This window comes from Streptosporangium sp. NPDC049376 (assembly GCF_044466505.1).
Classification (GTDB): Bacteria; Actinomycetota; Actinomycetes; order Streptosporangiales; family Streptosporangiaceae; genus Streptosporangium.
The window spans coordinates 104,658-126,325 of the sequence record NZ_JBITMT010000013.1 but is presented as its reverse complement, the minus strand read 5'-3'; the positions used below and the strand labels follow the sequence as shown (position 1 = coordinate 126,325).

General features: G+C 69.0%; 20 protein-coding genes. 7 read left to right on the top strand and 13 right to left on the bottom strand.

The window, feature by feature from the left end:
- The first annotated feature begins 540 nt into the window (after window positions 1-540).
- The 5 genes from ACIBVQ_RS28400 (at window position 541) to ACIBVQ_RS28380 (ending at window position 4,116) form a co-directional block, all read left to right on the top strand.
- Complete coding sequence (locus tag ACIBVQ_RS28400) at window positions 541-828, top strand: hypothetical protein (RefSeq protein WP_352014959.1); 288 nt, start codon at window positions 541-543, stop codon at window positions 826-828.
- 538 nt (window positions 829-1,366) lie between these two features.
- Window positions 1,367-1,510: a lasso RiPP family leader peptide-containing protein gene (locus ACIBVQ_RS28395; RefSeq protein WP_386194772.1), complete on the top strand. Its 144-nt coding sequence runs from the start codon at window positions 1,367-1,369 to the stop codon at window positions 1,508-1,510.
- Between the two features lie 134 nt (window positions 1,511-1,644).
- A complete protein-coding gene (locus tag ACIBVQ_RS28390) occupies window positions 1,645-3,411 on the top strand; it encodes an asparagine synthase-related protein (RefSeq protein ID WP_399181117.1) in 1,767 nt (588 codons plus the stop codon).
- A complete protein-coding gene (locus tag ACIBVQ_RS28385) occupies window positions 3,389-3,646 on the top strand; it encodes a lasso peptide biosynthesis PqqD family chaperone (RefSeq protein ID WP_352014961.1) in 258 nt (85 codons plus the stop codon). Before ACIBVQ_RS28390 ends, ACIBVQ_RS28385 begins: the two co-directional genes overlap by 23 nt.
- Window positions 3,643-4,116: a lasso peptide biosynthesis B2 protein gene (locus tag ACIBVQ_RS28380; protein WP_399181115.1), complete on the top strand. Its 474-nt coding sequence runs from the start codon at window positions 3,643-3,645 to the stop codon at window positions 4,114-4,116. The genes ACIBVQ_RS28385 and ACIBVQ_RS28380 overlap by 4 nt, the downstream gene beginning before the upstream one ends.
- An 87-nt stretch (window positions 4,117-4,203) precedes the next feature.
- On the opposite strand, the gene ACIBVQ_RS28375 is transcribed toward ACIBVQ_RS28380, so the two are convergent.
- Entirely contained in the window at window positions 4,204-5,331 is a 1,128-nt protein-coding gene (locus ACIBVQ_RS28375; RefSeq protein ID WP_399181113.1) for an SGNH/GDSL hydrolase family protein, read from the bottom strand.
- A gap of 381 nt (window positions 5,332-5,712) precedes the next feature.
- Here ACIBVQ_RS28375 and ACIBVQ_RS28370 point away from each other — a divergent pair, with 381 nt between their 5' ends.
- A complete protein-coding gene (locus ACIBVQ_RS28370) occupies window positions 5,713-6,894 on the top strand; it encodes a cytochrome P450 (protein WP_399181111.1) in 1,182 nt (393 codons plus the stop codon).
- 201 nt (window positions 6,895-7,095) lie between these two features.
- On the opposite strand, the gene ACIBVQ_RS28365 is transcribed toward ACIBVQ_RS28370, so the two are convergent.
- The 7 genes from ACIBVQ_RS28365 to ACIBVQ_RS28335 form a co-directional block, all read right to left on the bottom strand.
- Window positions 7,096-9,726, bottom strand: a complete 2,631-nt coding sequence (locus ACIBVQ_RS28365) for a hypothetical protein (RefSeq protein ID WP_399181109.1) — start codon at window positions 9,724-9,726, stop codon at window positions 7,096-7,098.
- A gap of 684 nt (window positions 9,727-10,410) precedes the next feature.
- Entirely contained in the window at window positions 10,411-11,139 is a 729-nt protein-coding gene (locus ACIBVQ_RS28360; RefSeq protein ID WP_399181107.1) for a YggS family pyridoxal phosphate-dependent enzyme, read from the bottom strand.
- Window positions 11,136-12,143, bottom strand: coding sequence for a DMT family transporter (locus tag ACIBVQ_RS28355; protein WP_352014967.1), 1,008 nt, complete (start codon window positions 12,141-12,143; stop codon window positions 11,136-11,138). The genes ACIBVQ_RS28360 and ACIBVQ_RS28355 overlap by 4 nt, the downstream gene beginning before the upstream one ends.
- Before the next feature lie 48 nt (window positions 12,144-12,191).
- Entirely contained in the window at window positions 12,192-13,109 is a 918-nt protein-coding gene (locus ACIBVQ_RS28350) for a hypothetical protein (RefSeq protein ID WP_399181105.1), read from the bottom strand.
- 36 nt (window positions 13,110-13,145) lie between these two features.
- Window positions 13,146-13,964 carry a class I SAM-dependent methyltransferase gene (locus ACIBVQ_RS28345; RefSeq protein WP_362915560.1) on the bottom strand — a complete coding sequence of 273 codons (819 nt, stop codon included), beginning with the start codon at window positions 13,962-13,964 and terminating at the stop codon, window positions 13,146-13,148.
- Window positions 13,961-14,884, bottom strand: coding sequence for a hypothetical protein (locus ACIBVQ_RS28340; RefSeq protein ID WP_352014970.1), 924 nt, complete (start codon window positions 14,882-14,884; stop codon window positions 13,961-13,963). The genes ACIBVQ_RS28345 and ACIBVQ_RS28340 overlap by 4 nt, the downstream gene beginning before the upstream one ends.
- A complete protein-coding gene (locus ACIBVQ_RS28335) occupies window positions 14,881-16,053 on the bottom strand; it encodes a hypothetical protein (protein WP_352014971.1) in 1,173 nt (390 codons plus the stop codon). The genes ACIBVQ_RS28340 and ACIBVQ_RS28335 overlap by 4 nt, the downstream gene beginning before the upstream one ends.
- A gap of 887 nt (window positions 16,054-16,940) precedes the next feature.
- Between ACIBVQ_RS28335 and ACIBVQ_RS28330 the strand changes: the two genes are divergently transcribed.
- On the top strand, window positions 16,941-17,270 hold the full coding sequence (locus ACIBVQ_RS28330; protein ID WP_352014972.1) for a hypothetical protein: 330 nt from the start codon (window positions 16,941-16,943) through the stop codon (window positions 17,268-17,270).
- A gap of 600 nt (window positions 17,271-17,870) precedes the next feature.
- Here the strand turns inward: ACIBVQ_RS28330 and ACIBVQ_RS28325 are convergent.
- The 5 genes from ACIBVQ_RS28325 to ACIBVQ_RS28305 form a co-directional block, all read right to left on the bottom strand.
- Window positions 17,871-18,593 (bottom strand): 2OG-Fe(II) oxygenase, encoded by a 723-nt coding sequence (locus ACIBVQ_RS28325; protein ID WP_352014973.1) that lies wholly within the window; start codon window positions 18,591-18,593, stop codon window positions 17,871-17,873.
- A complete protein-coding gene (locus ACIBVQ_RS28320) occupies window positions 18,590-19,189 on the bottom strand; it encodes a methylated-DNA--[protein]-cysteine S-methyltransferase (protein ID WP_399181101.1) in 600 nt (199 codons plus the stop codon). The genes ACIBVQ_RS28325 and ACIBVQ_RS28320 overlap by 4 nt, the downstream gene beginning before the upstream one ends.
- Window positions 19,186-19,677, bottom strand: coding sequence for a sigma-70 family RNA polymerase sigma factor (locus tag ACIBVQ_RS28315; protein WP_352014975.1), 492 nt, complete (start codon window positions 19,675-19,677; stop codon window positions 19,186-19,188). The genes ACIBVQ_RS28320 and ACIBVQ_RS28315 overlap by 4 nt, the downstream gene beginning before the upstream one ends.
- Before the next feature lie 10 nt (window positions 19,678-19,687).
- Window positions 19,688-20,194 carry a methylated-DNA--[protein]-cysteine S-methyltransferase gene (locus ACIBVQ_RS28310; protein WP_352014976.1) on the bottom strand — a complete coding sequence of 169 codons (507 nt, stop codon included), beginning with the start codon at window positions 20,192-20,194 and terminating at the stop codon, window positions 19,688-19,690.
- Window positions 20,195-20,256: 62 nt separating this feature from the next.
- Window positions 20,257-21,462: a cytochrome P450 gene (locus ACIBVQ_RS28305; RefSeq protein ID WP_399181098.1), complete on the bottom strand. Its 1,206-nt coding sequence runs from the start codon at window positions 21,460-21,462 to the stop codon at window positions 20,257-20,259.
- Window positions 21,463-21,668 lie beyond the last annotated feature (206 nt).

Genomic DNA, 21,668 nt, shown 5'->3' with positions numbered 1-21,668 from the left:
GTTCACGGCGTTCAGCCGTTCGCGTGCCGGAGGCGAACCGGCCACCACGTCTTCGTGCGTCTTCGAGGCGAAGAGCGGTACGGCGGATCGCCTTCGGCACGCACGTGGCACGTTTCGACCTCGCAGGCTTTTTCCAAGAGGCACGGGATAAATCAATCGTTCCTATTTCTCCCAGGACCGCCCCTGTCGGTAAACGGTGTAGAAGCCCTCGGACAAACCGGAGACGAACAGAAACCAACACTCAACGGAAATCCCGCCGAACTCCTACGTCCCCCTGTTCCGGCGGCTCGCGGACGGCCACCGAAAGACCGTCTCGACACGGCCGCCACAAGGTCGCCGGAGAGACCACCCGGGCTTCTCTCGAAGCGCCCTCCGGCCCGGCGCACCCGGACCCCTGGCGGCTCCGACGGACAACCCCGTCGGATCCACCCGCCACCGAAGACACGCCTTCATCTTTGTGGCCGAACGACTACACAGAGTGCATGATCGGAATGTCCTACGGCGGAAACACCGCCTCGGCCCGAACAGGGGAGCCCCATCATGCGACGTAGCGTCCACCTTCTCGCCGCCCTCGGTGCGGCGGCACTGACCCTGCTGCCCACCACCGCCATGGCCGCGCACGGGCGGCTCGTGTTCGGCGGAGGCCAGGTGGTCGAGAACCCGTCCGGCTGCGTCGACGCGCGCCTGAGGCCGCTGATCCTGCGCAACGAGACCAACGAGTACGCGCTCGTCTACAGCGGTCCCAACTGCACGGGCCAGATCGTCGCCGTCGTCCAGCCCGGCGGACGCACCACCCAGGAGTTCGGCAGCAGCGTCTTCGTCGCCTGACAACCGACCGGGCAGGGGCGCGGCCGAACAAGGCCTGGCCCCTGCCTCAACCACCCTCCGGCGGCGACGTCGCCTTCCCCGGGCACGGAGAGAACCCGGCGTAGCACCGTCCACGGCCGCCGCCAGAACCGTGATCCACGGCTCGCCCGCCCGCGGCGTGACGACACCCCGGCCCCAGGGGCGAGCCGCGCGAGGTCCGCCTGGAAGGGCTCGGCCCCACCTCACCCGGCGCCGTAGAGCCTCGGCCGACATCGACAAGTCCGCGCCGCACCCCCAGGACGACCGCCCGGACCGTCCGTACAGCGGACCGGCGCCGGGATCCACACCTCCGGACGGCGTCGCGGCGGCCCTTGGCTCCCCGCCTACAGGAATCAGGCCAACTTGGCCGATAACGCAGTGTGACATGCGGAACCGGTGACGCTCAGCTGGTGGCCGCGTGATGCGAAGCTCTCCGTCCCAGGTAGTAACAGATAGTCATCAGGCACTTACTTTTAGCTGTAATGGCGTCATCGACTGCTCAGGAAAGGAGGTGAATCAGATGAAGCAGGACATGCCGGAGCCGGTGAAGGTGTACGAGCCGCCACTGGTGGCGGAGGTCGGCGCGTTCGCCGCCACGACTCTCGGCAACCTCGACCCCAACCGCCCGGAAGGCACCTTCTTCTTCCGCGAGGGCGACGACTGAGACTGACCGACTGTTCGTAACAGGAAGGGGGCGGCCGGATGCGCGGGTGCGGCCGATCGTGGCTGGTGGCGCTGCCGGACTGCGCGGCGGCGGGTGACGCCGTCGGGCGGGTTCGGGGGCGTGGGTGTCATGTGGTGCCGCACGCGTCCGGCCGTCCCTGGCTGGTGGGGTGCTGGGACGGCGACGAACTGGTCCTGGCGGGTTCGGGCCGGGTACGGCTGGCGGTCCTCGGCCTGTGTTCCCTCGGCGGGGACGAACTGGCACGGCGATCGGTCGCCGTGAGCCGCCCACAGGAGGTGGAGGCGGTGCTGGACGGGGCCGCCGGTTCGTTCGCGGTGCTGGCCTCCGTCGACGGAGAGACCTACGCGCGGGGAAGCGCGTTCGGAGCACGACGGCTCTACCACGCCCGGATGGGCGGGGTCACCGTGGTGGCCGACCGGGCGCGGACGCTCGCTCATCTGACGGGGGCGACGGCGGACCCGGCCGTTCTGGCCGCCTTGCTGGCCGGGCCTGGCGTGCCGTACCCGCTGGGTGAGGCGGTGGCCTGGCAGGGGGTGGAGTCGATCGGGCCGGGGCGGGCGCTGCTGGTGGACGCGGACGGCGTCGGCCGGTCCCGCGTCTGGTGGCGTGCGCCCGAGCCGGTGCTACCGCTGAAGCAGGGCGCGACCGCCCTGCGGCACGCCCTGTGCGAGGCCGTGGCGGTGCGGGTGCGGACCGGGCAGGTGTGGGGAGCGGACGTGTCGGGCGGGACGGACTCCACCTCGGTGGCGTTCCTCGCCGCCGAGGCCGGAGCGCGGCTGGTGGCCGCCACCCTGCACTGGGCCAATCCGAACAACCAGGACCATCGCTACGCACGCCAGGCTGTCGACGTGCTCGGCGTGCCGCACCTGACGTTCCCCTCCGATCGGGTGCCGGGGCACTTCGACGGCCTGCACCTCCGCCTGGAACCCGGGGACGGACCCTCACTCGGGATCCGCGACCGTCTCCAGCAGAAGCACATGACCGAACTGCTGCGCGAGCACGGCGCCGTCGCCCGGTTCTCCGGGCACGGCGGCGACCACGCGGTGATCCCGCCGCCCGGATACGTGCACGGCCTGGCCCGCCGCCGCCCGCTGCTGGCGTTGCGTCACACCACCGGCTACCGGGCCCGATCCCGCTGGCCGCTCGCGTCGGCCGCCCGCCTGCTCACCGACATGGGTTCCTACCCCTCCTGGCTGAACGCGCAGGCCCGGCTGCTCGGCTCCCCCAGGACGGCGCTCGGCAGGCCGCCGGTCGGCTGGGGGCCACCGGTCACCCTGCCGGTCTGGGCCGGTGACCACGCCCGTGACCTGGTCGCCGGTCTGCTGCGGGACGCGGCCGAGAACGGAGACGGCCCGCTGGCCGCCGAACGCGGTCACCACGCACGGGTCGAACAGGCGATACAGGCCGGTCGGGGCGCCTGCGGCATCACCGCCGCCCACGGACCCGACCGCGGCGGGCTGCCGATCCACATGCCGTTCTGTGACGACGCGGTGCTTGAGGCGTGCCTCGCGGTCCGGCCCGAGGACGCCGCCTCCCCCTGGGTCTACAAGCCGTTGCTGGCCGAGGCGATGCGCGGCCTGGTCCCTGACGCGATCCTGGAGCGAACCACCAAGGACCACTGCGGCGACGAATGGCACTCCGGCCTGGTCGCCAACCGCCACACCCTGGCCGCCTTCGCCACCGACTCTCACCTGGCCGCCATCGGCCTGGCCGACCCCGGCGCGCTGCGCCGCGCGCTGATCAGCCCCGCCCTGCTCACCGGCGGTGCCGCCGAGCTCGAACACACCCTGGCCGCCGAGGCCTGGCTGCGCGACATCGCCGCCCACCCCGAACCCGCCTACCTGAAGGTCCACCGTCATGAGCCTGACCCTGTGCCCTGATGTCACCCTCTACGACACCGGGCAGGCGCTCATCCTGCTCGACACCCGCCGCGGCCGATACTGGCAGACCAACGCCACCGGAGCCGAGGTGCTGCGCGCCCTGCTCGGCGGCACCACCGCCGACCAGCTCGCCGACCAGCTCGTTCGCCGTCAACCGGTCACTCACCGGCAGGCCGCCGACGACATCGCCGCCCTGCTCGACGACCTGCGTCGTACCGGGCTGGTCCGGTCGTGAGCCAGACTCTCCACTCCCCGAAGACCCGGCCCCCGCTGCGCACCCGCGTCGCCGCCCGCACCGCCGTCGCCGCCGCCCGGCTGCTGGCCCACCTGCCGCCACGGCGCATCGTCGCCGTCCTGATCCTGCTGCGCCACGGCACCCGTCCCGCCACACACGCCCAGGCGCTGGACGCCCGCACCGCCGTCACCGCCACGAGCACCATGTGCGCCGGACGCCACTGCCTGCAGCGCTCTCTCGCCGCGACCCTGCTGTGCCGCCTGCGCGGTCACTGGCCCACCTGGTGCACCGGCGTACGCACCCCGCCCTTCGCCGCCCACGCCTGGATCCAGGCCGACGGCAGGCCCGTCGGCGAGCCCTCCGACATCACCGGCTACGGCATCATCCTCAGCGTCCCGCCGTCTCCCGACCGGGGTCCCGGCGGCCTGACCGGCACTGTGCCTGACCACCCGGTGGACACCGGTCGATGAGACGGGCACCGGCCGACGATCCGGCCGGTGCCCGCCGTCGCACCGCTCACCACACCGGCGTCCGCGCCGGGCCGGTGTGGTCGCGGCCTAGCCCTTGGACCTCGGTCCCGGGGTCAGGCCCGCGCTGCGGAACGCCGCGTACATCTGGTTGGCCTGGTTCGCCGCGCCGCGGACGTTGGGGTGGATGAGGGTGCAGGCCTCACCCTTGGGGACGCCGGCCGGGAGCATGTTCAGGAGATCGCACCGGTATTCGGCCGGGTCGGCCGGCTTGGTCTCGCCTTCGGGAATGACCAGGTCGTCGAACACTCCGTACATCCACTGGTCGGCGCCCCTGGCGCACACGCCCTTGCCCTGGCTGGACTCGTAGGTGTCGACGTAGGTGGCCCACCCCTGGTTGTCCCGCGCCTGCTGCCTGATCGCCTCGTTGAGGCGCCGCTCCAGGGCGATGAGGAAGTCGCCGTCCACGCCGAGGCGGACGGTGCCCAGCCGCTTGAAGTTCCCCCAGTAGCAGGTGGTCTGGTTGAACGGCCTGGACACGACCGTGGGGTAGCCCAGCAGGAACACCTTCGCGTGCGGAGCGCGCTCGTGGATCCGCCGCATCATGAGGGTGTACTCACGGGTCAGAGTGGCGAACCTGTCCGCCAGCCACTGACGGCCCTCCCCGTTCTCGTAGTAGTCCCTGCACCCCGGGCCCAGTGTCGGCGGGTCGCCCTGCTTCACCCCCATCTCCAGGCACTTGGCCAGGATGCCGGCGAACCCGAGGGTGTTGCCGCCGATTCCGACGGTGACGACGTCCTCGTCGCCGTTGAGCGCGTCGATCTGGGCGGGCCTGGCCGGCCATGCGCAGGTGCCGTGGTTGAACGGCGGACCAAGGAGCAGGTCGCAGGTCTGCGGGGACAGAACTCCCTTGTCGATCTCGGCGGCGCCGCAGGAGACGTCGGTGAGCCGAACCCAGTTGGAGGTCTCGGCGTTCAGCCGCTGGGCAAGCTGCTGTTCCCAGTTGTGGTTGGACCGGGCGCAGCCGTCGCTGGGGTCCCAGCGGGGAACAAGGGCGTTTGCGCTGTAGGAGTCGCCGAGCGCGGTCCACTTCAGCGGCTGCTGAGCCGTCGTGTTCGGGGTCGTGACCGGGGCGGCGTGGGCGGCGGAGCCGCTCAGCAGGTTCGCGACGATGCCACCGGCGAGGGCGACGCTCAGGGCGATGGAAGGTGGGCGCATGCTTCTCCTACGTCGATCACTCTTGGTAGTTGTTTGACTACCTATAGCATGCGGGTTGTGGCGGTGCCAGATCCCTGGCCCGCGACGTCAGGGGCCGGACAGGGCCTCATCTGACCTGCGGCGGTGACCCGGCGCCCCGATCGTCCACGGGCCGCGCGAATGCCTCGACGGTGCCGTACGGGAAGTGGGTATAGGACTTAAGGGGTCAAAACACCCGCCCGGCTCGTGCGGCACCAGGTCCACGTCGGTGCCGCGTTCCCCCCTGCGCCGCCCGCCGGAATGACGTCGGCGGCGTATCCGGCGCGGGCGAAGGCGCGGATGGCCGCGTCCAGGTCCGTCCCCTCCGTGTGTCCACACCCGCGTCTGCCTTCTGGAGGAATCGTGACCACTCGTGTTCAGCTGCCGTTCGAGCGGCCCGGCCCGATGCTGCCCGCGCCGCTGCTGCGCGAACTGCAGGCCCGTGGCCCCATCCATGCCGTCCGCACCGCCCTCGGCACCCCCGGATGGCAGGTCACCGGATACGCGGAGGTGCGCCGGTTGCTGAACGACGACCGGCTCGGCCGGTCCCACCACGATCCCGAACACGCCTCCCGCACCGGGGAGTCGGTGATGTTCGGCGGGCCGATGGGCGACTTCGAGACCGAGCAGGCCGACCACCGGCGGATGCGCTCGCTGTTGCAGCCGCACTTCTCGCCCAAACGGATGCGCGTCCTGCGCGCCCGTGTCGAGACGCTCACCGCCACCCTGCTGGACGAGCTGGCCGCCGCCGGGCCGCCCGCCGACCTGCACTCCGCACTGGCGCTGCCGCTGCCCATCGCGGTCATCTGCGAACTGCTCGGCGTGCCCTACGAGGACCGCGAGCAGTTCGGCGCCTGGAGCCAGGCCGCGAGCGACGTCACCGACCGGGCCCGTTCCGAGCAGGGCCTTGAGGAACTGTTCGGTTACGGCCGGCGCCTGGTGGCCCGTAAACGGGCCGAGGGCGACACCGACGCCGATGTGATCTCCCGGCTGGCCGCCACCGACGGGGTCAGCGACGAGGAGGCCGCCACGATGAGCATGATCCTGCTGTTCGCCGGGCACGAGACCACGGTCACGGCGATCGACGCGGGGGTGCTGTGGCTGCTGGCCACGGCGGGCCAGTGGCAGGCGCTGGTGGCCGACCCGTCCCGGATCGGCACGGCGGTCGAGGAGATCCTGCGCGCGCTCAGCCTTGGCGGGGACGGCATCGCGCGCTACGCCCGCACCGACCTGGAGATCGCCGGCGTGCGGATACGCGCCGGTGACCTGGTGCTGCTGGACACCGGCGCGGCCAACTACGACGCCGCCGTGTTCGACGACCCCGACCGCTTCGACATCGGTCGCGCGGCCGTACCGCACCTGACCTTCGGCCACGGCGCCCGCTACTGCATCGGCGCGCCGCTGGCCCGCATCGAACTCCAGGCGGTCTTCTCCCGGTTGACCGGTCGCTTTCCCGCCATGAGGCTCGGCTGCGCGCCGGAGGAGCTGACCTTCGACGCGAACGTGGTGACCGGCAGCCTGACCGCCCTGCCCGTCAGCTGGTGACAGGGCTTCGATCTATCGAAAACTTGCCCACATACATCACTTTGTGTATGTGAAAAGCCACTCTCCGCTCTGAAGCCGTTCGGTGGCGCGGAGGCGGTCGCGCCCGGGTCCGCACCCTGTGCGGACCAGCGGGCCGTACGGCACCGCGTCGCCGGTGGAGTCGCCGGGCGAACCTGCCCCGGCCCGCCGCCTGACATTGGGTCACCGGACGGGGCCGACCTCCAGGGCGGGGCACCACGACGCCTGTTTCAGGCCGCCGACCCGGCCGCAGAACCCCACCTGCGCCGGTCGGCCGAAGCCGTCGACGCGCTGAACGGAGATGAGCTTGTCCAGCGGGACCTGACGGTCGACGTCACCGCCGAAGTCGATCATGCCGCTTTCCCCGTCGAGCGCCTTGTCTCCGTAGACGCCGCTGATGGCGTGCCAGATCGTCGCCGACGTCAGCGGCATGTCCAGGAACTCCTCCTTCAGCTGCCTGACGGCGTTGACGTAGAGCCTGACGGCGTCGAAAGCGATCGCGGCGTGCCCGTCCAGCGAGGAGCTCTCCAGCTGACTGCACTCATCGGGGAACAGCTCCGCCAGCTCGGCGTAGAGCTCGCTGGTGCTGTCGCAGCGTGCGGCGTCGAGCGCGAAGTCGAGAAAGTCGTAGGAGATTCCGGGAAAGTTCTTCCGGCGTTCGGCGTCGGCGGCCAGGCGAGCCACGTCGTCGCCACCGAGAATGGTGGGCGGTTCTGAGTTGCAGGCCTCGTTGACGCCGCCCAGCATCGACTCGAAGTCCTCCGCGCGTCCCGCGAAGAAGATCAGCCCTGAGTAGTGGCACGCCTGTCTTCCCAGGTCGATCAGCCCGGCGGAGATCCTGCTGGAGTCCACGCTCGGAGTGGAGTACGGAATGACCTCGGTGGCGAAACCGATCTCCTTGAAGCTCTTCTCGACGTCGTCCTTCAGATTGTCGCTGTAGATGTCCATCGGATCGTCGGAATAAAGTATGCGAACCTTGCGGTCTATTTTCTCCCCTGTTCTGTAGCGAAGGCGGCCCGCGTACGCCGCGGCGACCTCGGCCTCACGCCTGTTCTGCGGCGAGATCTGGAAGTACATGGGCGACTGGCGGATGAGGGTGTCCGCGGAGAGGATCGTGCCCACCGCGGGGAGCCCGACCTTGGTCAGGGCGCGGATCGTCCGGCTGGTGGCGTCCCTGCTCTGGTCGAGGCCGGTCACGCCGAGAATCGTGGGGTCCTTCTCCTTGAGGCGCGCCAGGATCTCGGCGACCTGGGGGCCGTACCTCATTCCCGACCCCGCGTTCGCCGGATAGACGCGGACTATGGGCTCTACGGGACCGGACCTGCGGAGTTGACGTGACTGCGCGCTGGCCGCCCCCTGCAGGGCCTCGCGCACGTAGGCCCGTGCCCGTGGGGATCTGTCGGTGGTGCTGAACAACGCCGACAGGTGAACGAGCGTGATCAGGGGGCGTTTCGGGTCCTGCTTGTGCAGCTCGTCGGCCTTGCGGTTCAGCTCGTTGACGGTCTGGAGGGTCGCCTTCAGCTTTCCGTCCGAGGTCTGGAAGGAGAATCCGTACCGCGAGACGCCGACGCACTCGCCTGTGGGCATGGTCTGGACCGTGCCGGAGTCGGCGGCGAACACATCCAGCCCGCAGTGGGCGCTCTGGTAGTCCTGGATGGCGTACCACTGCCTGACACCGGCACCGGCCAGCACCAGGGCCACGGCGGCGGCGAGCATCCTGCCGGTCGAACGGCGCGCCCACAGAGGCGGCGCCGGAACACGTAGCCGCGCGTCCTGTGCGACCTCTTTCTGGCGGATGAAGTCGTATCCCGTTTCGGTCGGCGACATCGGGTCGGGAACGAGCAGCGGGAGGTACCAGGAATCGTGTGTCCTGGCGCGGGCGTGGCGCAGGAAGCCGTCACGCCAGCCGTCATAACGCCGGTCGTCGAGGGTCCAGAGCCGGTTGTCGCCCCAGTGGCCGTATAGGCGCGACCCCGGTTCCGGCACCGCCATGTCGCACGCTATGACGAGGAGAGGGTCGAAGGCCCCTGTGTCGATGCGGACGTCGATGATGGTCTCCAGGAGCGTGTCGCCCCCGTTCTCGGAAGTCGTCCCGTCGAATATCGCCACGCAGTACGCCATGCGCCGCGCGGCTCTGGGACGCCAGAACCGACGGCGGTAGGCGACCCGCAGGTCCTCCATGAACGCGTTCGCCATGAGTTTGCGGAGCTGCTCGATGTTCTCGACGTCCTTGTTCGGGCCCGTCAGCTTTTCCGCGAAACCGATGAACGTGCCCGGATCGGCCGGTGAGAGGTACGGCTGGCGAAGCAGCCATCGATACTCTCCGCCGAGCCCGAGACGTATCCTGAACCAGGCGAGGGGGAAGACGTACAGGCAGAGCAGCCGTAACCACCAGGGCACCTCGCCCACGGCGAATTCCGCCTGGGGTGAGCGCAGGAATCCGAACACCCCCCTGCGGCGGATCTCACGTTCCCGCAGCCTGCGCAGGAGTGTCGGTGTGTGGCCGTCCACGGCGTCCGCGTCGCTCTGTTGCAGGAGCCAGTTGACCAGACCGAACCTGCGGAAACGCACCTTGCCGTCACGGCCGTTGACATCGCGGCCGAACGCCTGCGCCAGTTCCGCCAACGCGGCGCGTGTGACCTCGACGGACTCACGTTCCGAGCCCAACGCCCGGTCGGAGAAGACGCACAGGCCGTACGGCACCCGGCGTGGATCGGCCTCACGCAGGAAGTGGGCGAGACCGTGGGAGAGTTTCGTGTGCTTCTCGGCACCGACGACGTAGACGATCGGAAGTCCTTCTCTGCCCTGCCTCACCCCTCTGTGACTGTCGGGCACCGGACATTCACCACGTCTCGGCCGGCGAGCGAGCCTGGCGATCAACCGCAGGAGATACCCGGCGCCAGGGAAAACCGGAATATCGGATGGATCGTGAGGAACATTCATGGCGCATCCCGAAATATCAGGGGAAAGGCGTGACGGCTCCGGCGTTCGGTGTCCGCCTGCCAATGGCGCCCGCCTGCCCCGACAGGGCGCCGCCCCGTACAGCCGGATCCGCATCGATCCCGGAAGTTCGCCTGTCCGCTCCCGTAACACCGCCTGAGAACCGGTGCCGTTCTGGCCGACGACCGCGATCACGGCACCTCAGATGTATTGCGCCTGATCAGGGCCGTTCCGGAGACACACCTCGGCAGCGTGCCCCCCGCCCCGCCGTGACGCCGAAGCCCTTCTCTTCACTCCCGATCGCCGTCGGAACCTGTCTCGAAAAATCAGCCGAATTCTCACTCATGATCGTTTCAGCCCTTCAGGCGTAACGAAATCACTGAGAGCGAGTCACCATCTCGCCATGGCTGAATTTAACACCAAACCACCATGGATCACATGCAAAGCGTTAATTTCGCTATACCCTGCGTTATTTGAAGGTAAGTCCGATAGGGTAGGAATGTTCATCTGCTTTTTCACGCCAACGGGAAGCGACTCCGCCGCACGGGTGTGCCCCCGTCAGCTCCGGGCCCCCAGGATGGCCCTGCCGATCCGCACCAGGGTGGCGCCCTCCTCGACGGCGATCTCGAAGTCGTTGGACATGCCCATCGACAGCTCACGCCAGTCGCGGTCCGGCACGTGCTCGCGCAGCGCGTCCCTGATGCGGGCGAGCGCCCGGAAGCAGGGACGGACCTGCTCCGGGTCGTCCACCAGGGGGGCGACCGTCATGAGGCCGCACGGCACCAGGTTGGGCAGCGCCGCGATCTCACGGACGACGCCGAGGAACCGTTCCCATCTCTCCCCGTCGCCGGGGCCGCGGAGGTCGAAACCGGACTTGCTCGCCTCGTCGGCGACGTTGACCTGGAGCAGGATCCGCATCGGGCCCCGCTCGGGATCGTCGGCGAGGACCCGGTCGAGACGCCGGGCGAGCTTCAGGGTGTCCACGGAGTGGACGACGTCGAACATCCGCACCGCCTGGGCCGCCTTGTTGGACTGCAGGGACCCGATGAGGTGCCAGCGCCAGGGGTCGTGGCCCAGTTCGTCGATCTTGGTGGAGGCCTCCTGGATCCGGTTCTCCCCGAGATCGGCCACGCCGGTGCCGTACAGGTGGGCGACGGTCGTGGCCGGATGGGTCTTGGTGACCGCGATGACGGTCACCTCGTCGCCGTTCCGGCCGGACTTCTCGGCCGCGACGGTCACCCTGTCCCGGATCGCGGTCAGCCTGACGAGCAGTTCTTCGGAGTTCATCGGTCCTTCCCATCGTTGAGGTGGCCGACGGGCTCGCGGACGGCCTGACGCATCGACCGCCGGATGCCGATCAGGACACCGATGATGACGACGGCGATGCCCACGATCTCGACGGGCGGCGGCAGACGGCGTTCGGCGAGGAAGACGTAGGCGAGCCCGGAGATCGTCTCGAAGACGATGAGCTGTCCGGAGACCGAGACCGGGAGCTGGTGGGAGGCCCTGTTCCACAGCAGGGTGCCGACCCAGGAGACCATGACGCCCAGGATGAGGCTGCCCGCTATCAGCCAGGCCACCGAGTCCCTCGCCCCACCGGTGCCGGGGGCGGGGGAGGCGGAGGCGCCGAGCAGCAGCAGTGGGCTGGCCAGCAGCGCCATGACGAGGGTCACCACGCCGATGAGGGTCGACCACCGCCCCGAGGACATCTCCGGGTGGGTCTTGAGGAAGGCCGCGTTGGCGACGCCGTACCAGGTCCACATCAGCAGGGCGAGGAGGGCGCAGCCCGCGCCGGCGAGCTGGGCGGCGAGCGGCCGGTCTCCGGTGCCCGACCAGCCGGCCTCGGTGAGGTTGACGAGGACGAGCCCGGCGGCGATGAGGGCGATGGGCAGGGCGAGGCGGCCGAAGGGGAACTCCTTGTGCCGCCAGTTGCCGTAGAGGGCGACGGTGACCGGGAGGGTACCGATGATCACGGTGACGACGGGGGCTCCGACCAGGGCGACGCCCTGGACGACGAAGAAGTAGTAGCCGACGTTGCCGGTGAAGGCGAACAGGACGGCCATGAGCCAGACGTCTCTTCCGAGGCCACGGAGCCGGGTCCTGGTGACCGCGAGGATCAGCAGCGACAGGATGCCGTAGCTGACGTATCTGCCGAGCGTGATGACCACCGGGTCGAAGGCGCTGAGCAGGACGGGGACCAGGAACGCGAGGCCCCAGATGAGGTTGGCGGTGATCCCCGTCGCGACAGCGGCCGTGGTGCCGGCGAGCGAGGACCTACCGGGAACTGCCATCGGGTCTCATCTCTCCATCGCGTCGTCTGTGCGGAAAGCCGGAAGTGATCACGAAACTACATTGATCGGCTTCCGGTCCGTGGCCACTGTGCCGGAGTCGGCCAGCGCCTCGCGCAGCCGCCGCTCCAGCGCGAACATGTGGCGGTGGGTGACGGCGTCGTAGACGGTGGACGCCTTCGGGTCCACCTTCGCCATGGCCGCCGCCACCCGCTCCTCCGTCACACCCGCAGGATCGACGGTGTCCCCGGCGACGACGAACCCCCACGGCACTCCGTAGGAGGGCACCGAGATGGCGTACGGCGTCGCGTACCGGAAGACCGATCCCAGGGTCCGCAGGGTGCCGGCGAAGAAGTCTGCGGCGAGGAAGTGCGCAGGTCCCGCCTGCGTCGCGAAGAGCCCTCCGGGCCGCAGGACACCTCTGACCTCGGCGTAGAACTCCGCCGTGAAGAGCCGTTCGGTCGCCGACCCCTCCGTGGCGTCGGGAAGGTCGGCGACCACCAGGTCGAAGTCGTCACCTGCCTCGCGGACCTCACGGACGAGGGCCCGGGGGTCCCCGAACACGACGCGGCACCGGGGGTCGCGGTCGGCCCCCCGGTGCATGTGGGGAAGCATCGACCTGGTGATCTCGTACAGCTCGCCGTCGACGTCGAGCTGGACCACCCGCCGGAGGTCGGGCAGGGCGCACAGCCGGTGCAGGACACCGCCGTTCGCTCCGCCGAGGACCAGCACGCGCTCGACCCGGTCACTCATCGCGTAGGCGGGGTACAGCAGCGCCTCGTGGTAGTGGGCCTCGTCCCCCGCGGTCGACTGGACCCGCCCGTCGAGCAGGAGGGCGGGGCCGTACGTGCCGAGCTCGACGATCGCGAACTCCTGGACCGGGGTACGGCCGGCGCGGTGCACGGTCACGACGTCGTGGACGTGCCGCTCGTAGGCGGTGATGGGTTCGACAACCTGTCCGGCCGGCATGGGATTCCCCTGTTGCGTTCGCGAAGATGTGGACGGTCAGCGGGCGGTGGCGACGACGAGGGCGTAGCCGAGCTTTCCCGCCTTGGTGACGGCGTTCTCGTAGTCGGCCAGCCGGGTGCTCGTCTCGAAGTACTCCTGCGAGGTCAGGGCGACGATCCGGTCGCGGAGGCGGTGCCGTACGGTGACCGACCTGTCCTGCCAGTCGCGGAAGGTCTCGGTCAGGTCGAGGCACTCCGTCACCGCGAAGCCCGCGTCGGTGAGGAGGTCGGCGTACTCGCCGGTCGAGTAGACACTCGGGCAGGCCCACTCCGTGGTCAGCGAGTGCCACTCCCGCTCGTCCAGCTCCCCCGTGCGGACCCGTTCGAGGAAGGCGAGCGAGCCGCCGGGCCGCAGGAGCTCACGGCAGCGGGCGAAGAGCCTGGCGGCGTCGAAGTGGCAGAACGCGCCGGTTCCGTAGGCTCCGTCGAAGGGTCCGTCGAACTCCTGCTCGTAGACGTTTCCGTGCACGAGCCGGATCTCCTCCCGCTGCCCCGTCGCGGTGATCCGGTCTCTCGCCTTCTCCAGCGGGCTTCCCGCCACGTCGATGCCGGTGATCCTCCAGCGGAACTCCCCCGCGAGGAAGCTCGCGACGGCGGCGGTGCCGCAGCCGATGTCGAGCACCGCCGCGCCCGGCGGGAGCTTCATGGCCGAGCCCATCAGCCGGAGTTCGGAGGCGCTGTTGTCGCTGAACTGGCCGATGTACTCGCCCTGTCCGTAGACCTCGGGGTAGATGAGGTCGTGGACGAGGTTGTTGCCCGGCATCTCCTCGTCGTAGAGCTGGGCGACGGCGGTGAAGTTCTCGTTCTCGGTCTTCATGTCCGGGCACTCCCGTCGACGAGAAGCTGGATCGGCTGTTCGAGGTCGACGCCGGCCACGGCCTCGCGCACGTCCTTCGGCACGTGGAACATGTGGTGGTGGGTGATCCCGTCGTAGAGGCGGAGGGTGCCGGTCATCCGCTCCGCGAGGTGGCGGTCGATCTCGGCGGCTCCGGTGCCCAGCGGGTCGAGCGGCAGGTTGGAGCCGATGACCGTCATCCAGACCGTTCCGTACGACTGCGGGTGTGTGACGTAGCGGTAGGCGTGCGGGAAGACCCGCTCGACCACGGCGCCGATCCGTGCGGCCATCTCCGACGAGCGGGGGCCGACCGAGCCGCACCACGAGACGTAGAGGCCGCGTTCGCTGAGTCTGGACCGCATCAGGCCGACGCTCCGCGCCGAGAACACCTCGGAGGCGGGGCTGCCGGGCAGCGGTTCGCTCAGGTCGTTGACGATGAGGTCGAACCGGCCGGGCTCGTCGTCGAGGTACTCCAGCACGTCCGCGATCTGGAGCCGGACCCGGGGGTCGGACCAGTGCTCGGTGCCGACGTGGGGCAGGTGGTCGCGGGCCACGTCGATGACCGAGGTGTCGATCTCCACCTGGACCACCTCGCCGACCCCGGGGTATCTCAACAGCTCGCGCACGACACCGCCGGGCCCCGCCCCGATGCACAGTGCCCGCTCGCAGGAACCCCCCAGCAGGAACATGGCCGGGTGGACCATGCTCTCGCTGTAGATGTACTCGTCCGCGGCGACGTGCTGGATCCGTCCGTCGAGGAAGAGGCCCCGGCCGTAGCTCTCGGTCTCAAGCACCTGGATGTGCTGGAAGGCGCTCCTGGTGGAGTGGACCTCCGCGACGATCCGGTGGCGGTGAGCCTCACCCGGGGCGATCTCCTCGAACGACCAGCGTCCGTCGGTCAACGGTCGCTCCCGGTCAGTTGCTCACGGGACCGGATGAGCGTGGGCTCGCCGCTCTTGTCGAGCAGCACCTCACACGGCTCGGTCTGGCCGAGGAACTGCGTGATCATCGAGTAGCAGTAGCTTCCCGCCTGGTCGAAGACCAGGACGTCCCCGGGCTCCAGCGCGGGCAGGTGGATGCCCTTGGCCAGGAAGTCGCGGGAGTACGTCGTCGATCCCACGACGTCGACCGGCTTCTCAAGCACGGCTCCGCTCTTGCCCAGGACGTCCACGTTGTGGAACTCGTTGTAGAACATCGACCGCGGAAGCAGGGTCGCGCTGGCGTCGCAGCAGACCAGGAAGCGGTCCGGCCTTTCCTTCACGTCGAGCACGGAGGTGCAGAAAACAGCGGTGTCCCCGAAGAGGGAGCGTCCGGGCTCAAGAATGAGCTTTATCGGACGGCCGCGCTCCTTCGAGTAGGCGTTGAAAACCTCGCTGATGCTCTTGTCGTACTCGGCGTAGTCGAAATCGATGGCGTCGTCGCCCCTGACCGGGAAGCCGCCGCCCAGATCCACGTATTCGAGGTCGGCGAAGTGGTTCGAGAGTTCGAGGGTGCGTTTGACCCCCTGCATCATGGTCGCCAGGGAGACAATGTTCGTACCAAGGTAGACGTGCGTTCCGACAATGGTGATGTCGTACTCCTTGGCCGTGGCCATGACCTTCTCGAATTCACTTTCGAGGACGCCGATACGGCTCTCGGCGCCGATAAAGACGTTGTCGAGGGAGTTCTCGTCGATGTTCAGCCGGATACCGCAGCGTCCGCCCGGGTTCACCTCGCCGAAAAGCCGCAGCTGGCCGATCGAGTCCAGGTTGACGGCCACCCCGTGCTCGACGATGAACGCCAGGTCCTCGCGCCGCACCCCCGTCGAGGTGTAGATGATCTCGCTGGGGCTGAAACCGCAGTTCAGAGCCAGCTTCATGTGCTTCAGGGAGTTGACGAAGATGCCCAGGCCCCGCTGCCTGACCAGTTCGAGGAGCCGGGGGTTGTTGTTGGCCATGGAGGCGAAGTGAACCGCCTTCTCCGGGTATGCCAGGCCGGTGAATCGGCTGACGTTCCTGTCGATCAGGTTCTCGTCGTACACATAGCACGGTGTGCCGAATTCGGAGACGACGGAGGTCAGGCGGTCACGCATGAGAATTCTCCCTCTTAGAACACGGATACCGGGATGACGAAGGGGAGTGCCGTTGCTTTCCGCCCGCAGCGGGGGCGGCGCGACCCGGCCGTGACTATTTGGCGGCTCGCGTAACTTGACCGTAACTATTACTAATCGAGCAAGAAGGGGGAGTCAAGGCCCCTCTTTCAGGTTCCGCATAACTCCGTATCGGCGCAGGTCACGCACCACCGGGCGGTGTTCCCCGGCACGACCAGGCATTCGGCGAAGTTCCCCTATCTCTCTCGTGAAGTTTTCACACCCAATGAGTGAAGTTCACACATTCCATATGGGGGCCGCACCCGCGAACACCCTCCCCGATCAACGGCCGGATAAATCCCTACTTGGAAACAAGAAAATGCTCGCCGCGTGCCCGTCGCCGGAATTCAAAAAGGACAGGGGATTTTATTTGTTTTCGGACACGACCCCTCCCGGCTCCCGGCTCCCGGCTCCCGGCTCCCGGCTCCCGGCTCCCGGCTCCCGGCTCCCGGCTCCCGGCTCCCGGCTCCCGGCTCCCGGGAGGCTACCCGTACCCACTCGTGGTGATCCGGTCGTCGAGGGCCGTCACGGGCGGAACCCTTGCGCGCGCCGGGCCCGGTCCGTTCGGCACCGCCCCCCGCACGCCCTGGAGAACCCCGGCCGCAAGGCCCGGCACTCGCGAGGACGCGTCCCGCGTCGACGACGGCCGGTAGGCCGGGCCGCCGTCGAAATGCCATGAGGCCTGCGGCTCAAGCCGTATCCGAGGCCCTGGAGTGGGACATAAACGGCCGCATCCCCAAGCCCGAAAGGTCGACGAGAGTGTACATCTCATCTTTTACATGGTTATGATCCCAGGGTTTGACAGAGTCTTTTACGAATGGAGAAGAATCATGTCAAGTCGCCTCATCGGTCTGGGGATCGCCGCGTTCATCGCCGCCTCGTCGCTGGCCACCCCCGCCTCCGCTTCCCCCGTTCACACAACCGCCATCAAAATGGTGAACGCCCCGCTCAACGCCGAGTGCACCCGGCAAACCGACGTGAGCACGTACGCCCAGGTGTCGTGCACCGGGACGAGCCTGTCCTATCGGGTCGAGGCCCAGTACTGCCGCCCCGGCTCATGCTCGTGGCACAACGGCGTCTGGGTGAGCGGTGGCGCCTGGTCGACGCTGTCAGGATTCTCCGGGGGAGCGTTCGACCCGATCCAGGTCAGGTTCGCCTGACAAATCCGTCCGGACGTGCAGCGAGGAGTGCGGCGACGAAGCCAGACGTCCAGGACCGCGACGGGTCCTGTGAACCTCGGCCGTAGCAGGTGAGACGGCGGCTTCGAACTGGTTCTGATCCCGTTGCCCGCACCCTCTGTGGAGTTTTGGCCCTGTAACGCCTCGGGGTCGAGGTCCGGGGCCCGGCGACCCGCCGAGCCCCGGAGCCCACCGGCCGGTCTCCCCGTTCACGGGCCAACGCCATGCCGGACCCGCGAGGAATAACCAGAATCCCGGCCGTCGGGACCTTCAATTGACCGTGTTTTTCCCACCGGTCAGAAGCGGTTTTCAGCAATCAGTCAAATCGAGTGCCCTTAATGTCAGTGGGTGTCAGACCCAATGATCCGGACACGAATCCAAGGGTAGGCCGGCGATTCGACACGCGTTCAGGCCGTGTTCTCCCGATGGTCACCCCGAATAAGGCCGTAGGGGCGTCCACCGGGACGGTTCCCTGAAAAACGCCTTCGGGAATTTCGTCGGGCGCGCCGTACATCGGCGTCGCGTCCCCGGTGGCCGGGAGGCTCTTCGCCCCGTGGACGTCCGGGCGCGGGCTCACGGCGCTCACGCGGCGTCGTGGAAGACGAGGGCCAGGGTGTGGCGCAGGCCGGAGCGGATGGCGGACACACCGTGACGGACCGGCGCCGCCGACCATCCCCGGCTCGACCGGACGGGACGGTCCCGGGTGGTGAAGAGGTAGCCGTGTCCGTGCGGCAGGAGTGTCGCCGTCCCCCGTGACTGCGCGCGGGGACGCTGTTCCATCAGCAGGAACTCGCCTCCCGTGTGGTCCACACCGGGCCGGTTGAGGTTGATCACGACCTGGAGGGGGAAGACGAGGTCGCCGTAGAGGTCGCGGTGCAGGGCGTTCCAGTCCTTCTCCTGGTATCGCAGCAGGATCGCCGTCGACTTGGTCTGCCCGGCCTCGTGACACATCGCGAGCCATTCGTCGAGCGTGTCGGGCCACGGCGCGGGGCGGCCGAGTTTGGCCCACCAGTCACGCGCGATGGGCAGCAGCCGCGGGTAGAGCGCCTGCTTCAGCCGCTCGATCGGTTCCGGGTACGGCGCCGCGAAGTACCGGTACCGCCCCTCGCCGAAGCGGTACCGGCCCATGTCGATCGTGCTGCGGAACAGTTCGTCCCGGTCGAACATCGCACAGAACCCGGCGGTCTCCTCCGGGGTGAGGAGTCGTGGCAGCAGGGCTCCGCCGTACTCGTCGATCTCGGCCGTGACGGCGGCCCAGTCGGCGGCGTCGACGCGCTCGCGCCACGGATCGACCCTCGTCGTCATGCCGCGGCCTCCAGGTTCAGCAGGGTGGCCTTGGCGTCGAGACCGCCGATGTAGCCGCCGAGGGAGCCGTCGGCGCGGAGCACCCGGTGGCAGGGAACGACGACGGGGAGGGGGTTGGTCGCGCAGGCGGTGCCGACGGCGCGGACGGCCTTGGGACTGCCGACGAGTTCGGCGACCTGCCGGTAGCTGAGGGTCCGCCCGTAGCCGATCTCCGGCAGGTGTTCCTGCACGAGCTGCCGGAACCCCCGCGACAACGACAGGTCCAGGGGCAGGTCGAACGTCCTCCTGCGGCGGCCGAAGTACTCCTCGATCTCCCGCGCGGCGGCCTCAAGCCGCCGGGGGGCGTGCAGGACGCGGGGGCTGAGCCTGCTCGCCAGCGTCTCCAGCACCCGGTCGTGGTCCTCGTTCTGGTAGGCCACCCGGACGAGACCCTTCGGGGTCGCCGCGAGCAGCAGCCTCCCGACCGGGGAGTCGACGACGGTGTAGGCGACGTCCACGAGTCCTTCGGCCTCCGCCTCACGCGCGAGCCGGGCGTGCAGCCGTGCCATCGTCTCGGGGTCGACGGGCGCCGACAGCACGCCGAGGATGTCGTTCATGAGGATGCTCCTTTCGCGTGAGCGCCCGGGTAGCTCTTCCTGAGGGTGTTCAGCCCGTCGGCCGCGGCTCTGCGCGCCGCCTCGGCGGTGCCGCCGAGAATCGCCGCGATCTCCGCGTGCGACATCCCGGCGAGGTACCGGTAGGTGATGGCCTGACGCTGCTTGTCCGGCAGCTTCACCACCGCGTCCCACAGGTCCATGTCGTCACCGCCGGGGACACCGAGACCGCTCGGCGTCTCGGGAAGGTCTTCGACGGCGACCGCGTTCCGCCTCGTGGCCCGGTGGACGTCGATCGCCTTGCGGCGCGCGATGGTGACGAGCCAGGCCTCCACGTTCGCCGTCTCCGGCAGGTCGGGATAGGCGCGCAGGGCCGACAGGAACGTCTCCGACCACGCGTCGTCGGCGTCGTGCACGCCCAGGAGGGCGCGGCAGACGCGCAGCACGGTCACCCCGTGCCGCGCGACCACCTTCTCGAACGGCTGCTTCATCTCGATCCCATCAGAACAGGCGTCCCGCTGTGACCTGGGCGGGCTCCTCCAGTTCCAGCAGGGCCCGCTTGCGTCCCAGTCCCCCGGCGTACCCGGTGAGGTTCCCGTTCGCGCCGAGCACGCGGTGGCAGGGCACGAGAACGCACAGCGGGTTCGCGCCGACCGCCTGGCCGACGCGGTACGCCAGGCCACGGTCGCCGAGTCGCTCCGCGACACGGCCGTAGGTCGTCGTCTCGCCGTACGGGATCTCGTTCAGGATGCTCCACACCGCCTGTTGGAAGGCGTCCCCGGCCGCCCGCAGCGGCAGGGCGAACGCCTGCCTGCGGCCGGCGAGGTAGTCCCTCACCTGCGTGGCGGCCTCGGTGAGCAGGGCGTCGCCGACGGCCACGGCGCCGAACGTCTCCTGCGCCGGACGGCGGGTGTGGTGCTGGAAGTACAGGCCGGTGACCGCGTCACCCTCGGCGACGATCGTGACCGGTCCCAGGGTGGTGTCCACCACGGTGTGTCGCGTGTTCATACCGGCTCCTTTCGCTCTCACCCTGCAGACGTACGGGACGCCCCGAACGTGAGACGGCGGTTTTACGACCAGGTGACCGGGAGGCTCTTCACCCCGTAGACGTCCGCGATCTCCGGGCGCAGGGCGACCTCCTCCGCCGGTACGGCCAGGCGCAGTGTGGGGAAGCGGTTGAGCAGGGCGGGGAAGGCGACACGCATCTCGACGCGGGCGAGCTGCTGTCCCAGGCACTGGTGGATGCCGTGGCTGAAGGCCAGGTGCCCGCCGTCCTGTCGCCGGAGGTCCAGCCTGTGGGGGTCGGGGAAACGCTCGGGGTCGCGGTTGGCGGTGTTGAGGCCCAGGATGACCATGGTGCCCGCCGTGATGATGTGGCCGCCCACCTCGACGTCCTCAAGGGCGACCCGGTAGAAATGCTTGACGACGCTGAGGTAGCGCAGCAGCTCCTCGACGGCCTGGTCGACGAGCGTGGGGTCGGCGCGCAGCGCGGCCAGCTGCTCCGGATTCTGCAACAGCGCGAAGGTGCCGAGCGCCAGCATGTTCGCGGTGGTGTCGAAGCCGGCCGACAGCAGGATCAGGGCCATCCCCTTCAGCTCCTCGTCGGTCAGGTCGCTGTCGAGGAGGTCGCTGAGCACGTCGTCGGTGGGGTTGGCGCGCTTGGCGGCCACCAGCTCCGCGAGGTACCGCTGGACCGCGAGGTAGGAGGCGATCAGTACCTCGTCACTGACCTCTCCGCCGAGGAAGTTGTCGATGTGCTCCTGGAAGAAGTCCCGGTCCTCGTACGGCACGCCGAGGAGTTCGCAGATCACCATGGCGGGGACGGGCTTGGCGAACGCGGTCACCAGGTCGGCCGTCGTCCCGGCCCGTTCCATGGCGTCCAGGTGGTCGGCGGTGATCTGCTCGACGCGCTCGGTGAGCTGGCGCATCCGCCGTACGGTGAACTTGCCCACCAGCGGCTTGCGGTAGCGGCCGTGCCGCGGTTCGTCCATGAGGAGGAACTCGCCGGGAGGCGCCGGGGGAACCTCGACGTCGCCGTAGTCGATCATCGGGTGGTGGACCATGAGCTCCTTGCGGGAGCTGAAGCGCGGGTCGGCCAGGATGGAACGGGTCAGGTCGTAGCCGGTGACCAGCCAGCCCTGGTGCCCGTCGGCGAAGGTCAGACGGCTGATGGGGCTCTGCTCGCGGGCCTCGATCAGCTCCTTGGGCGGGTCGAAGGGGCAGCCGGACTGACGCGCGATCGGCATCGTCATGGCGGTGTGGGGGGACTCGGACATGGTCTTTCCTTCCAGGGTGCGGTGCTGCTCAGGGGTGGCGTGCGGTTCCAGGGGCGCGGTGCGGTGCGGGAAAGGGCGTGCTCTGCCCGGCCGGTGGCGGCCTGGTGCGCGAACAACATCGAGGGAGACATCGGCATCCGGCGGAGTCATCGACGCCTTCTGCGGGGAGGCCGTTCGTCACTCACACGGGCAGGGATCCTGCTCTG